Source organism: Calothrix rhizosoleniae SC01 (assembly GCF_900185595.1).
GTDB classification, from domain to species: domain Bacteria; phylum Cyanobacteriota; class Cyanobacteriia; order Cyanobacteriales; family Nostocaceae; genus Calothrix_A; species Calothrix_A rhizosoleniae.
On record NZ_FYBH01000426.1, the window covers coordinates 1 to 14,436 of the forward strand.

Below are 14,436 nucleotides of genomic sequence, written 5' to 3' on the forward strand. Positions count from 1 at the left end.
AACCTCAAGCGTCCCCAACAAAAATCCTACCCTTACATTCATGGACTCTATTTTGTCCTTCGTACTTCTGGACTTTCTCAAATTATCACCAAAGGTAAGAAAGCAAAATTAGTTTTAGACGAACAACTTCTAAAAATTTGGCAAGGATTAAACCCAACTGAACAATATTTTACCCTTTTAGAATCCTGGCTCATTTGGGGAGAAAGTGAAGTATTAGGTAATTATAGAGACTCCTTTAACCAGTTATATCGCTGCTTGCTATTTTGGATGGAAAGACCAAATAAAGGTTTAACTTTGAACAGTTATTCCGAACAAGATAAATTAGCTTATTATCCAGGTATTCATAATCTTGCTCTCTTACATTTATTTGGTTTTATTGAACTCACGCCAGGAGAACCAGAACCAAGTAAAGGCTGGCGTATTAATGTTATCAAACGTTGTAATTTGGGAGATGCAATGATTGCTTTCCTTGGTAAATTTTACACTGAAAATGAATCAAAATCAGAGGAGGAAGAAACCAGTATTGATTTCCGCATTGCCTTTGAAAAACTCCAACCACATCTGCAACCCTACTTTCCTGAATGGCAACAAAGTTTAACTCTTAACAAGGGAGGGTTTACTGAGGCTATTTATATATTTAAAGTTTCTCTACTTGATGCTTGGCGACGCATAGCCATTCCCAGTAATCTTAACTTTGATGAAGTGGCTGTTGCGGTTGTTGATGCTTTTGATTTTGATATTCAACACCTGTACCGATTTATTTATAAGGATCGTTTAGGACGTTATTTTGAATTGAGTCATCCTTTTGTAGATATTCCTCCCAATACTGGTGATTTTCGTTTGGGAGATTTACCCTTAGAAGTGGGAAATCATCTGCAATTTATTTTTGATTTATTGGATGAGTGGGAATTTGATTTACATCTGGAGAAAATTGAATCTGTTAATGAGAAAATAAAACAGCTCCAGATTCTTAATTCTCATGGTAAACCACCATCTCAGTATGGTGATGATGAAGATGAGTGGGTAATAATTAACCTCTAAAAACCAGATTGGGAATGCCAAAGGAGTGTTAGCCTAGATGTCAAAACAAAAACAGAGCAATTTGGGTGAATCTATCCTTACAGCACTAACCCAACAGGAAATTTCCCAACTACTTGATGTACTGTTTTCAGCCTTAACTGTGGAAGAGCGAGAACGTGCTTTGGTTCAACTCCCAACAAATACGCAACAGACACTGCAACAAATTCTCACTCCACAACCGCAAGTAAAACAGACTAAAACCAAACAATCACCACCTGTTTCCCTAGCTAAATTAGCCCAAACTTGGTCACAATTGTGGCAAGAATGGAACGAAATTGTTTGGGAAGCTTCCCAAGAAGAAGGGAAATATATAGTCCAGGAAGTTGATTGGGAGCCGCCTTACTTTGATAATTACACCATTGTTGAGGATCTAGAAAAGGTTGCTCAAAAAATACAACCCCTAGTTGAAACAGCCTTTGAACATGGGTTTACTCCTGATGAAAGTTTTACTTCAGTTTTCCTAGAAATGGAGAGCGATATATCAGGTGGTATACCTGATTGGATGGATATTGACGACGGGATTCATTTGGAAGAACATATCACCACCTGCTTTTTGCAATGGGAATGGCTGGTGGCTGAGAATCAGGGACAAAATGCATTCAAGTTTGCTCAAAAAATTAGGGGCTGGGAAGAGGAATTTTCTTTGATTACCTTAGATGATGATGCTGTAGTGGATTTTTTCACCCAGTTACCTGAAACACAGCAACGGTGTCTTTTAACTGAATTTACCGCTAATAGGGAGAATCCACAGTGGAAAACAACTCTGGATAACACCCACTCCCCTTGGCATCATATTTACATGGACGCTATCAACCAATATGCACCGGAGCGATATTTGGTTAATCTGCGAGCCACTATTCCCCAACAATGGCAAAATGGTCTACCAGTGATTGAGGATTTATTAGCTCAACAAGACTATTCTCAAAGTTTAACTGTAATTCAAGAAACCCTAGATTCTTTGCTGCAATCCAAGAGATTGGATAACCCCTGGACACCGGAAACATCCTTGCTGTTTACCGTTGTCAGTGGATTTAATTACAGCAATCAGGGGTGGGAAAACGAAACAACTCTGCTGCGCTATTATCAGCAAACGGCTGAGGGACTGGGAGAATCGGAACGGGTGAAGGTTTTGGAAATTCAGCAGATTGCTTTTGTACATAGTTACGATTGGTCAACTATGTTCCAAACTTTTACTGAGATAAATGTTACTGAGAATACACGCCAAGCTCTGTTTCAATCCTGGCGCAACCATATCATTCGCTACAGTAAACCCCATTCCTACTATTCGGGATTGTATACAAAGGTTAAAACCGTTGATATGTGGTGGTTGCATTGGCTAATTGATAGTATTGCCGAACCTGACAAGGGTAAGACTTGGTTTCAGTCACAAATTACACAGTGGTTAACAAATTTACCTGAAGATAGGGTAGATTTAGGTGAAGAATATAACCTCCTACGGCTGCTGACTAAAGATTTGACAGAGATATGTGCTGAACCTCAAAACCCTTGTCCCAGGTTTTACCAAGTTGTGATTCGACCAAAGGATTTATCAGCTGCTGATGATAAGTCTCGGCAAATGTATTTGCACGAATATGCACCGGATGATTTATGGGAGCGGGTGATGTCCTATTGGCGAGAACATTTACATAATTTTGTACCTAAACCTGAATTGGCTCAGAAATCTGACTATACTGAACATGCCCAGTGGATTGCAGCACTCAAGGAGTTAAACTCAGATAGTTATGAAATACTACTGAAACAGTGGCAAGTTGACCATCAACGGCGACGCAATTTGTGGAAAGCTATGGATAAATTGGGATTAGGGTGATTACACAGCAGCATCAACAGTTCTATAGAAAACCAATTTATAGCAATACCGCGCAAGATGCCCGCACTACAAGAGGTATATTTTTTAAAGAGCAGAAACCCAAAATCCAAAATAGAATGAGTTATGACAATGCGTGTAAATATTTAGCTGAAGAGTACCCAACAGATTTTATACGTTGGTTGCTGGGGGTGGAAACACAAGATATCAATGTACTTAAAACAGAACTTTTCTTAGAACCAATTCGCGCAGATTCCGTAACCTTTCTACAAACAGCAAATCGAATATTACACCTGGAATTTCAAACCGAACCCCTATCTAAACCTCCAATTCCCTTTCGCATGGGTGATTATTCCTTTAGGTTAAAGCGAAAATACCAGTGTCTAGTCACACAAGTAGTAATATTTTTGCAGTCAACTAATAACGAAATAGCTTTTACAGAAGAATATCGAGATGAGACAACGATTCATCGCTATCGGGTTATCCGTCTATGGGAGCAAGATTCGGCGTTATTTCTCAACAATCGTGGACTTTTACCCCTAGCACCTTTGACAAGAACAGATTCACCAACAGCTTTACTCAGCCAAGTTGCCCAAACAGTAGCTACAATTTCAGATATAACAGAACAACAAAATATTACCGGATGTTTGGGGATTTTAGCTGGTTTACGATTTGATCGGGATTTGATTCGTCAATTTTTGCGGGAGGATATTATGCAACAATCTGTGATTTATCAAGATATTTTGCAACAGGGAAGGCAGCAAGAAGCTTTAAAATGGGCAAAACTCCTTATTAATGGTCGTTTTGGCGAAATTGATTCGTCGTTGATGGGACGGATTGAAAAATTATCAATAGAAGAATTAGAAGCTTTTGGTCAGGTTTTTTTAATTTTTCTAACCTCGGTGATTTGCAGGCATATTTAGATCAACAAAACCCATAGAACCCCATTCATAATTTGTTATAGCTTGTGGGGATTTTACAGAAAAATTGCCTGAGAAATCTTTATCTCATCCGAAAATGAACGTGATCGCGGGACTGATTATTGCCGAGCAAGTATCGGTAAAAAAATCAAAGCTACTAAACTCAAGGCAGTGTGCGATGGTCCCCCTGATTACCTGCGGTAACACCTCCGGTGAAAAGGGTGGCTCTTTTGGCATTAATTGAGCATAGGATAGCATCTACGCAACAAGAGGATTTTCAACCGAATGGCACTAAGAAAAGCTATAAGCTATAGGGAACTTTATCTACACAGATTGCCACTCACAATAGTTAAGAGAGTTTGGGAAGCGTGGCAAACAGGGGGAGTTCATAAATTGGGTATCAGTAATGAAAACCCAACTCAGCTTGTAATGTTAAGCTAGTCCATGGTTAAGTTTTAAAATATCGTGGTGTAAAAGTGTTTTACCAAAGATTATCTATAATTATTCTAGCGATCGCTTTTTTTTCTGGTTCTTTGATATTTCTGGAAATGGCGTTAGCATCAGTAAATTGGCAACCCTATAATATTGCTCAGGTGACAACTCCAACACCATCCATAACTCCCAAGGCGGCGATAGAAAGGTTATTTACTAGTAAGGAAGTTGCTAGCAGTTGGTTTGCTCCCAATTTTTTAAAGCAAGTACCTATAACTCAGATTAGAAGTATTATTAGTAGTATCAAGGGTCAATTAGGAAATTATCAAGAAGTCAAGCGAGATGGCAATGATTATGTGGTAATTTTTGACCAAGGTTCTTTACCAACTAATATAGTTGTAAATAGTCGGCAACAAATATCTGGATTGCGGTTTAAATCACCAATTTTAAAAGTAAGTAGTTTAGAAAAAGTTGTGAAGGATTTTCAGGCTCTACCTGGTAAGGTGAGTTTTTTAGTATTAGAAAATTCTTCAGTTAAGGCAGGGTTGAATACAAAAGAGCCTTTGGCTGTGGGTTCTGCTTTCAAACTAGCTGTACTCAAGGCATTAAAATCACAAATTGCTGCGGGGAAACATTCTTGGAAGGAAGTAGTTACATTACGGGAAGATAAGAAAAGTTTACCATCGGGAATATTACAAACTTGGCCAGATAATTCTCCCCTCACGGTACAAACCCTGGCAAGTTTAATGATATCTGTCAGTGATAATACAGCTACTGATATTTTAATTGATTTGGTTGGTAGAGAAGCTATTGAATCAATTACACCCCGCAATCGTCCTTTTTTTACTACTAGGGAATTGTTTGTTTTAAAAGCCACGGGAAATGACAAGCTGCTCCAACGTTATCGTCAAGGGAAGGAAAAACAACGCCGTCAAATATTAGGGGAAATAGAGAAATTACCACTTCCTGATGTGAATCAATTTATTGGTACTAATCCCAAGGCTTTGGATATGGAATGGTTTTTTACGGCTGAGGAGCTTTGTGGATTAATGAAGGAGGTTGGAGATTTACCTTTGATGAGTATTAATCCTGGGGTTGCTGATGCTAAAGATTGGCAAAGGGTGGCGTTTAAAGGAGGTTCTGAGCCTGGTGTTTTGAATTTGACGACTTGGTTGCAGGGGAAGAATGGTAAGCAATACTGTGTGGTTGGTACTTGGAATAATAGCAATGCACCTGTTGATGAAGTTGGATTTTCTACTTTGTATGGTGGGGCAATTTCTCTTTTAGCTGAGGGGAAGTAAGGGTAGGGTGAGCGTTGTTTAAGTCGTTAAACATAATTAATTACACAATGTCATTGCGAGTGTAACGGAGTGAAACGAAGCAATCACAAGGGTTAGGATTATTTAACGTAGTTTGTAATAATGGTAAATATTTTTGTTTGATTACTTATCCCATGATTATTTTTGCAGTTGTCTAATGCGATTTAACTAGAACAGCAGAAGTATCACGCCTCTCTTCGAGTAGGCGTTGTGATGAATGCGAGGGAGGTGACGACAATCTTCCCTACCAATGGGAAGGGAGGTAGGGAAGATGTGGAGGAAGCGAGCATTAACCTGGTTTCTGTTGGTTTTCAATATATTTTCGCAATGTAGAGACGGTTACACCACCACAAGACGCGACAAAATAAGAACCGCTCCAAAATACTTCTTGACAATAAATTTCTGCAAGATGCTCTGAAAACTCTTGACGCAACTTTCTAGAAGACACTGATTTCAAATTATTGACTAATTTACTCAATTCAATATCAGGGTGATATTGAAAAATACAGTGTATATGGTCATTTTCTCAGTTGAAGTCTACAAGCTTGCAGTCCCATTTAGCTAATAATTCTTCAATTAGGTTCAATGCTTATGAGTTGGCCATTTTGCTCATCTGTCAAAATGTATAGCCTTCCATCGGGACTTTGACGTACATCCCTCACTCTCCTACCAATAGGAATAGATTCTTCCCTAATAATATTACTGTTTGCATCCAAATCAATACGACGAACATCGCGACTAACTAATCCCCCTGCAAACAAATCTCCTTTCCATGGTTTAAAGCGTTTACCCGAGTAAAATGCTAATCCTGAAGGTGCGATTGCAGGAGTCCAAACTACTTTTGGATCTATCATACCTGGTCGCGATCGCTGGTTGGAAATCTCTCCTCCAGTATATTCTTTACTGTGAGTAACTAATGGCCAACCATAGTTTTTTCCTGCTTCCACAAGATTTAATTCGTCACCACCTCTTGAACCATGTTCAGTGGACCACAATTTATTAGTAACTGAGTCAAAGGTCATTCCTTGAATGTTGCGATGTCCGTAACTCCAAACCGCTGCATCAGCATTTTTAGATGTAACAAAGGGGTTATTTTTGGGTATTGAACCATCATCGTTTAAACGGACAACTTTGCCCAAATGAGAATTAAGATTTTGAGCTTGTTTGCGAATCAAGTCCCCATTAAGTTTATTTGGTGGATTACCACCATCTCCAATGGAGACTAACATGGTATTATCTGGTAGCCAAACGATACGCGAACCGAAATGTTGACCCCGTGCTTTTGTTTGAGAAACTTGAAAAATAACCTGCCAGTTTTTCAAACTTGACCCGTCAAATGTTGCTCTAGCAACTCTGGTACGATTAGCTTGGTTGGTACCATGGGAGTAGGTAAAGTACACCAGGCGGTTTTTTTGAAAGTTAGGATGCACCGAAACATCCATCAAGCCTCCTTGACTAACCGCGAAAACTTCTGGGACTCCCGCGACGGGATTGGGGTCTAAAGCTCCATTACGAACAATTCGCAATCTCCCCGGACGCTCGGTGATTAAGACTGTTCCATCGTTCAGCCATGCCATACTCCAAGGTCGTTCTAAACCTTCTAATACCGTTGTTGCTTTAAAATTTTTCGCAACAGCAACATTACTGCCCGATAGTAGGGGATTATTAGATGGTGAGCTATTGGTATTCTGTGCGCTCGATGATTGAAAACCGCTTTGTGCCGAAGAAGAGGAATTATTTGTAGGAGAACAAGCTACAAGGGCATATAAAATAGTTGCACTCAGCGTTCCTATTATTAAGCGAGTGATGTTAGTTTTCATCGGTTGTTAAAGCTGTACTTGTAATCAATTTATCGGGTATTTTGAAAAATACAATTAGCTGCAATCGCAAAGCTGTTTTTCAGTTTGATAAAAAATTGAAACAAAATAAACATCATATGGAAGACTTTAGTACATTTTACTTTTCTGACAATAGTTCATCAAAACGCTTAGTTTATAAAAAAGGTAGTGGTCCAGCTGTTATACTAATGCACGAGTTACCAGGCATGATTCCTGAATGTGTTGACCTAGCTAGACGACTGGCGGAGAATTTTACGGTTTATATGCCATTGCTATTTGGAGAACCAGATAAACCTCTTTCTGCGCTAGGCATGGCAAAATATACAGCTCAACTTTGCATTAGTAAAGAATTTTATTGTTTTGCTAAAAATAAATCGAGTCCTATTACAGATTGGTTGAAAGCACTTTGTCGCCATGGGAAACAAGAATGTGGTGGACAAGGTGTGGGGGTAATTGGCATGTGTCTTACTGGAGGTTTTGCTTTATCCTTAATGGCTGATGATTCTGTAATTGCTCCTGTTGCTAGTCAGCCATCCTTACCATTTGGCATTACATCTACTCATAAAAAAGCTTTGGGAATATCACCAGATGATTTACAAAATGCTAAGGAGAGAGCGAACAGTGGAGTTCCAATTTTAGCTTTGCGATTTTCTGAAGATTCAATTAGCCCACCGGAAAAGTTTGAGACTTTGCGTCAAGAGTTTGGGAAAGAAACCGACACAATTGAGGATAGTGCTGAACTATGTTGGAAAAAAGGAACAGTATTGGAGACAATGGTGGTTAATTCTAAACCGAATAATCCATATAGCATTCCTCAAGATTCTCATGCTGTTTTGACTTTGGGTTTTAGTAGTAACCCAGAGCATCCGACTAATAGAGTTTTTAAGCGTGTAGTTGAATTTTTGCAGGAACAATTTGAAAAGTAGTTGTCATCAAGTATACTCTAAACGTGTTAAAACTTTACTTCTTGTTAGCACTTCATGATCGCTTACTTACGTCGCCATGAAAATCAATCTATCACCCAATCGATTTGATGTGCTTCAGTAATATTGGGCACTTGTAAACGATTTCTCATTTTATAAAGTACCTTTTCTGGAACTTGATGAGTGCGGTTTTGATTGCGTTTTAGTAACTCCTGCCAAGGTGCTTCTAAGTAAACAATGCGAATCCTCGCCTGATAATTAGCAAATAGGCGAATCAGTGTAGTCCGCAACTGACGACTAAGATTAGTCGCATTCCAGACAAATGATTGCCCATTGTGCATATATTCTTTAGCGATCGCTTTAGCCGCATTCACCACCGCACCCTGGTTATCTCCAGGATCGACACCCATTTGCTGTCGCAGTCGATCCAAGGAGATTACCTGGAAGTCAGGCAGATTGTTCTGAATCCAAGTATCTTTTCCTACACCAGGTAATCCTGACATCATCACCACTTGTAAGCGGGTATCATCATAAGCCTGGTAATTTGGATTCCCATGTTCTTTCTGGAAATATACAAACCGACTGTGGGATGATGGGAATGAGTATGGTTGGTCAAAACAGTTATTTTCTTGAGCAAATTCGCGGAAAAACTCGATACGCTCTAATAATTGCCCCTGGTCATCACAATAGCGTCCTCGTACATCTGCTTCTGCCAGCATAGATAACATATCACAACGGATAATTTGACTGGCTTTAATTACAGCTTTTTCTGGGTTGGGCTTATCCCAAAACCACAGGGGTAAACTGCCGTATTTGACCAAAGCTACAATCGCTTCCCTTTCTGGAAACGGTACGCCCAAATCCCAGAGTATTTCCTGTGTCATTTTTGACCCTTGGAGTACATGACCTTTAGAGGAGATGGCACCATCCGCTTCTACCTGAGTAGAACTCGGCTTAGCCACATCATGTAGTAAAGCAGCAGCAAATAATATCGAACGTTTGCTCTGTGGTAATGCTCGCCATGCGGGTAATGCTACTAATGCCTCACATACCAATTTAGTATGAACTAGAACATCGCCTTCACCGTGGTAACGTGGATCTTGGAGACAATCGGCAAGCGATCGCAACCAATCAAACTCTGCTTCTAAGGCTGACCAATTTATCGACCAATCTTTTTCCTCCGGACAATGGGGGAAAAGCCATGGTTTTACTGAGATATTCATGTTTTTATCCTCACTTCATCTCTTTCTCACTACAAGGTAAAACTTGTAGTGAATTGATATTATTCAAAGAAACCTGGTTTCTGACGTTTCTTTAATGCTCAAATGCGACCAAACAGATCAACATCGGGACACAGAAGATTCGGTATAATTGGGCGATTGAGCCAATGTCCATCGGATTGGAGGATGGTTGTCAAGAAGTCAGAACGCACGTATTTATATCGGGCTGTCACGGTATCATCTGGTTCGACTTTGATGTATAAACCTTCCATCAAATAACTTTGGTCAGTTTGTTTTAGAGAACGTTCCACATCAATTCCTTTCTCTTGACAAATTTGCCGAAAACGCTCCAGATGTGCGGTGGTTTGGTAGTGGGATTTACTCATGAAGCCGAGCAATTGCTGGTAAGATTTGATTCTTCCAGAAAATAGTACGGGTACGGAAACCAGGAGTAATCCAGCTAGTAACTGCTGACGACTAGTAGTGCTAAGAAATACTTGCTTTTCTAAATCCAGCACATCGTATTCGAGGAAGTAGTGGGGTAAGGCATCGTAAAAAACTGTATGTTTAGCATATAGCCATTCTCCAAACAGAATAAAGCGACTCCCCAATACTTGCCAAAAGGCTACGACGTAGGTATTAGCCCATTGCTTAAACAAGTTAAAGTGCTTTTCTCTGGCTCCTCCTGTTAAATAGTGTCCCCGGCTTTGCAATCGAATTTCACCATTAGGGGTAAAACTAATGGCTGCATTGGCTCCATCAACTTTTTCCTCAACCACTACATACTGATTTTGAATAGCAATAAAGGGAACGCTATATAAATCTTCATCCCCAGGCTGTAACCGCGAACCTTGGATGTGATGGGTGCGCGGATATTTATAGATTTGTTCCATTTTTACCTCGATAATCTGCAATCAAATAATTACGCGACGGATTGAAACGAATAAGCTAGCGAGGGTTGCTTAGATTCGTCATTGGTGTGCATTTGATTGAGACGAGGGACTACATTGGTCTTAACCTTTGGTTTATAAGGGGACTGTTCTTATATAAATATACTTCACTAGCAGGGATAGTAATTCCAGAATTTAGGAAAGTGCAAAAAATTATTCCCAATTTCAACAACAAATCTATGATTGTTCGATTTGATTTCTTTGCGTTAGCGGTAGCTACTTCTCTGGATTATCGCTTAATATTGCAGATTTTGGTAAGAGGATAGGCTACCCGGTTCTGTCGCAAAAAGTTTGAAAAGACAGAATAACCCTGGAGGATAAGCAGGATTCTTATCTACATTTATCACTCTAGGCTGTTTGTTATGTCTGGCTTTCAAAATTTTTTGAAAAATATTTTTGCTGATTTTCTATCTCGCTTTGCACTCAGCATAAAGTCTAATGTGTTCCCTTGACTATAGCGCTACGCGCAAGTAATAAGTAATAAGTAATAAGTTTACTGTTCATAGGTTTCAGCCTTCAGCAATGTCCTAACGTAATTGCGTAGTGCTATATCTACTGCCCGATATAAATATTTCCATTCTCCTTTGAGCTTTACATAGGTTTCATCAACTCGCCAGGAATCCCTAATTGGCTTGAGATAAGGACGAGTGCGTTTATCAATTTCAGGAGCATATTTATGAACCCAACGGCAGATGGTGGAGTGGTAAACCTTCAAACCCCTCTCTAAGATTATCTCCTCCAAATCTCTGTAAATTAAGGAATATCGGAGATACCAGCGAACATTAACCAAGATAATTGTGTTCTGGAAATGACGCTATTTAAAAGTTTGTTTGGGATTAATCGGCAGACATGAAAGAATAAGTAGTATTACTTGTGTACTAACGTACTACATGATTACCCCTATTTTTTGTGACAAAACCAAAATGAGATTGAGAGGGATATGAAATTGATAGAGGTAACGAAACTTTCTCAATTGTCGCGAAAGAATATAAAATTTAGATGAGTAATGAGTAAGGAGTAATAAGTAACAAATAATGGATAATAATGAATCTTTAATTCCGTTACAAATAGCTGTAATGACCGTTTCTGATACTCGGACTGAAGCTGATGATAAATCTGGAAAAATATTAGTTGATAGTTTAAATTCTGTGGGACATAATTTAGCAGAAAAAGTAATTGTCCCCGATAATATTTATCAAATTCGTGCAGTTGTATCTCGGTGGATTGCTGATGAATCTATTCAAGTTGTTTTAACAACCGGTGGTACGGGAGTTACGGGACGTGACGGTACACCAGAAGCAATTAAACCTTTATTAGATAAAGAGATTGAAGGATTTGGCGAAATTTTTCGGATGATTTCTTATCAGGAAATAAAAACTTCTACAATTCAATCTCGCTGTTTGGCTGGTGTTGCTAACGGAACTTATATCTTTTGTTTACCCGGTTCTTCTGGTGCTTGTAAAACAGGATGGGAAATCATTAAAGAACAACTCGATTCTCGCAATCTTCCTTGTAATTTAGCTCAATTAATTCCTCGGTTAATGGAAAAATAAATCGGTGATACCCTGTAAAACAGATGCTGATTCTTAAGTGAGAATACTGCAATTTGTGAAATTAGTGTTGTGGAATCATGGGATGATTCCGCCCAATATTTAATGATTGTTCAATGATTTTAAGTGCTAAATTACCCCAACAGCCCGGAAAAAAATGGGTAGAACAGAGGTGCTTTTGTCTTCGCTTCAACATCAAAATACCTGTAATAGAGAGAGGGTGAGGATTTCATTTAAATCTGATATTTATCGTCAAACACTTTTCCGCGATGTAGGTATAAATTTAAAAATTATTGACATACGTAATACTTGATTGTATCAAGTATCTTCATACCATTTCTGTATGAAGATGCGCTAAATTATCGGCAAGGGTGCATTTGGTGTATGCATGATGGGTTTAAAATTGCAAGTCGAAATTCAAGAGAGTCAAGAGGAATTGGAAAAAGCGCTGAAATACGCAACACATGGAAGTAGTAAAGAGAGATTGCGAATGTTCTACTGGCTCAAAAAAGAACCACGTACATACAATAGTCTTCAATTAGCTCAAAAAATTCAAAATGATCGCCAAGATTTAATTTATAGAACTGGAGATTTAGGAAAATGGCTCAGTCGCTGATACTATAACTTGCTTAACGAATCACTGGAAAATATTAATCAATAGCATTGTCAATCAACCTCAAAACCATATCAATACATTTGAAATGTTCACGGAAGCAGAAAAAGCGTAACAAACTATGCAACAACAGAAACGTAAAACTCAAGCAATTAGTGGTTTTCTACTTGCACCTCAGCAAAAAGCCTCACCATAATCCGAATCATAGCAATGTAGATAAATGTCTCTGCGGTTTCAGGTAATAGCTCGTAGTCTTTGTTCAATCTCCGACACCAAGTTAGCCAACCCAAGGTTCGTTCGACTACCCAGCGCTTGGGTAACAATACAAACTTCTTGCTTTCCTTTGGTCGTATAACTACCTGTATAATCCAACGGCAGAAATCCATTACCCACTGCATGAATGGGTTACCGTCAAAACCAGCATCTACCCATATTGTATGTAGTCGCGATACAGAAGGTTCCATTTGTTTGACCTTTTTGAGTACTTGTTTACCACCTTCACGCTCACCGACACTAGCCGCAGTAATTAATACTCGTAGTACTAAGCCTAAAGTATCTACTGTTACGAACCGTTTGCGTCCCTTGACCTTTTTACCTGCATCATAACCGACTGCTTCACTCACCATTGCTGCAATGCATGATACTTTGGCTGTCCACAATAGCTTCAGAGGGGCTTGGCGATCGCTCCGAACCAACTCTAGTCCACTCCCGTAATCTGTCATGCATTCTTACCCACGTTCCATCCTTGCGCCAGTTACGAAAATATGTGTAAACGGTTTGCCAGTTTGGAAAGTCGCCAGGTAATGCTCGCCACCGACATCCCTCATACAGAACATAAAAAATGGCATTCATCACCTCCCAAATATTCGTTTCTCTTGGACGACCACCAGGTAATGGTGCTGGAATCAAATGTTCAATAAGTTCCCATTGGTCTTGGGTAAGGTTGGTAGAGTATGATTTATTCATTGCTCTCAGTGGTGCTGTTGTATTTACTTATTAACAGCTTACGCCCTGAGAGTTTTTTTACTCAATTGCCGACTTTTCAAACATCCTCTTAGGATCGAGCATCACCAACTTTGCTCTTGATACCCCTCTTCTGTCACTTTCCGAACTCAATAAATAATAAAATCAGCGGGATTAAGTAGAATAAAAAAATGGTTGGTATTGATTTATAAACCTAATTAGATGATTAAATTCAAGCAATTCAATCGTTTATGCCATTGTTTTCCATTACTTGCTTGTAACGTGAAGTTGCTTCTTGCAAAGCATCCGAGGGCTTGGGTGGATTCAAAATTGCTTCAATAAAAGCTTCTGAATCCCCAGTTATCCCCAATTAAGGGAAGCAGGTAGTTTGCCTACTTCCCAAACTATTATTGCTTTCTAAAACCATTCAAGCAGCTTAGTAACTTGCTGAATAGGATTAGATTTTGTACTAATCTTTACTGTCAGATTAGGTCTAATAATTTCAATTTCTACATTCATTGAAAGTAAGAATGTCAAAACCATTATCATTGCACGAATTACTAGTTTTTTATTAACATTGATTTCCTTGTTAAGCATGGATATTCACCTAATCAATTTTGACAGTAATGTATTTTCGGCTTTGATTATTTTTCAGATAATGATTGATTACTCTTTGAACAGTAGTAAACAATTTTTTAACCCTGACAGTCTCATATATCTTGAAACTTTACAGCCTATGCAAAAAGCAACCTTTCTGATGAGGAAAGATTGCTTTAAGGAACGTGGATTAAATAATATGTAAT

At 38.9% G+C, this 14,436-nt stretch carries 9 protein-coding genes and 4 pseudogenes; 7 read left to right on the forward strand and 6 right to left on the reverse strand.

What is annotated here, in order from left to right; all coding sequences use genetic code 11:
• The 4 genes and pseudogenes from CALSC_RS24870 to CALSC_RS24885 form a co-directional block, all read left to right on the forward strand.
• On the forward strand, positions 1–1,041 hold a 1,041-nt coding region (locus CALSC_RS24870; protein ID WP_143288382.1), incomplete at its 5' end, for an IS1096 element passenger TnpR family protein.
• A gap of 37 nt (positions 1,042–1,078) precedes the next feature.
• The gene (locus tag CALSC_RS27725) at positions 1,079–2,908 is read left to right on the forward strand and encodes a hypothetical protein (protein ID WP_235006944.1); all 1,830 of its coding nucleotides are present in this window, start codon (positions 1,079–1,081) and stop codon (positions 2,906–2,908) included.
• A 116-nt stretch (positions 2,909–3,024) separates the two neighbouring features.
• A pseudogene (locus CALSC_RS24880) lies at positions 3,025–3,845 on the forward strand (Rpn family recombination-promoting nuclease/putative transposase).
• Positions 3,846–4,301: 456 nt separating this feature from the next.
• A complete protein-coding gene (locus CALSC_RS24885; protein ID WP_235006946.1) occupies positions 4,302–5,558 on the forward strand; it encodes a serine hydrolase in 1,257 nt (418 codons plus the stop codon).
• Between the two features lie 307 nt (positions 5,559–5,865).
• Here CALSC_RS24885 and tnpA read toward each other — a convergent pair.
• A pseudogene (tnpA, locus tag CALSC_RS27730) lies at positions 5,866–6,156 on the reverse strand (IS200/IS605 family transposase); the annotation flags it as partial.
• Positions 6,149–7,396, reverse strand: coding sequence for a PQQ-dependent sugar dehydrogenase (locus CALSC_RS24895; RefSeq protein ID WP_088243881.1), 1,248 nt, complete (start codon positions 7,394–7,396; stop codon positions 6,149–6,151). The pseudogene tnpA and the gene CALSC_RS24895, both read right to left, overlap by 8 nt.
• 116 nt (positions 7,397–7,512) lie before the next feature.
• Here CALSC_RS24895 and CALSC_RS24900 point away from each other — a divergent pair, with 116 nt between their 5' ends.
• Positions 7,513–8,340, forward strand: a complete 828-nt coding sequence (locus CALSC_RS24900) for a dienelactone hydrolase family protein (protein ID WP_143288383.1) — start codon at positions 7,513–7,515, stop codon at positions 8,338–8,340.
• An 83-nt stretch (positions 8,341–8,423) separates the two neighbouring features.
• On the opposite strand, the gene CALSC_RS24905 is transcribed toward CALSC_RS24900, so the two are convergent.
• The 3 genes and pseudogenes from CALSC_RS24905 to CALSC_RS27735 form a co-directional block, all read right to left on the reverse strand.
• Complete coding sequence (locus CALSC_RS24905) at positions 8,424–9,560, reverse strand: AAA family ATPase (protein ID WP_088243883.1); 1,137 nt, start codon at positions 9,558–9,560, stop codon at positions 8,424–8,426.
• Between the two features lie 98 nt (positions 9,561–9,658).
• On the reverse strand, positions 9,659–10,450 hold the full coding sequence (locus tag CALSC_RS24910) for an RNA ligase family protein (RefSeq protein WP_088243884.1): 792 nt from the start codon (positions 10,448–10,450) through the stop codon (positions 9,659–9,661).
• Positions 10,451–10,821: 371 nt separating this feature from the next.
• Positions 10,822–11,303, reverse strand: a pseudogene (locus CALSC_RS27735) (IS6 family transposase); the annotation flags it as partial.
• Positions 11,304–11,541: 238 nt separating this feature from the next.
• Between CALSC_RS27735 and moaB the strand changes: the two are divergent.
• Together moaB and CALSC_RS26150 are read left to right on the forward strand one after the other, a co-directional pair.
• Positions 11,542–12,060, forward strand: coding sequence for a molybdenum cofactor biosynthesis protein B (moaB, locus tag CALSC_RS24920; protein ID WP_088243885.1), 519 nt, complete (start codon positions 11,542–11,544; stop codon positions 12,058–12,060).
• 385 nt (positions 12,061–12,445) lie between these two features.
• Positions 12,446–12,673, forward strand: a complete 228-nt coding sequence (locus CALSC_RS26150) for a hypothetical protein (RefSeq protein WP_143288384.1) — start codon at positions 12,446–12,448, stop codon at positions 12,671–12,673.
• A 149-nt stretch (positions 12,674–12,822) separates the two neighbouring features.
• Here the strand turns inward: CALSC_RS26150 and CALSC_RS24930 are convergent.
• Positions 12,823–13,636, reverse strand: a pseudogene (locus CALSC_RS24930) (IS5 family transposase).
• Positions 13,637–14,436 lie beyond the last annotated feature (800 nt).

What these genes read in the sequence shown, in the direction of transcription:
- CALSC_RS27725 (WP_235006944.1), top strand. Translation starts at nt 1,079, where the DNA reads ATGTCAAAACAAAAACAGAGCAATTTGGGTGAATCTATCCTTACAGCA.
- CALSC_RS24895 (WP_088243881.1), bottom strand. Translation starts at nt 7,396, where the DNA reads ATGAAAACTAACATCACTCGCTTAATAATAGGAACGCTGAGTGCAACT.
- CALSC_RS24900 (WP_143288383.1), top strand. Translation starts at nt 7,513, where the DNA reads ATGGAAGACTTTAGTACATTTTACTTTTCTGACAATAGTTCATCAAAA.
- CALSC_RS24905 (WP_088243883.1), bottom strand. Translation starts at nt 9,560, where the DNA reads ATGAATATCTCAGTAAAACCATGGCTTTTCCCCCATTGTCCGGAGGAA.
- CALSC_RS24910 (WP_088243884.1), bottom strand. Translation starts at nt 10,450, where the DNA reads ATGGAACAAATCTATAAATATCCGCGCACCCATCACATCCAAGGTTCG.
- moaB (WP_088243885.1), top strand. Translation starts at nt 11,542, where the DNA reads ATGGATAATAATGAATCTTTAATTCCGTTACAAATAGCTGTAATGACC.
- CALSC_RS26150 (WP_143288384.1), top strand. Translation starts at nt 12,446, where the DNA reads ATGATGGGTTTAAAATTGCAAGTCGAAATTCAAGAGAGTCAAGAGGAA.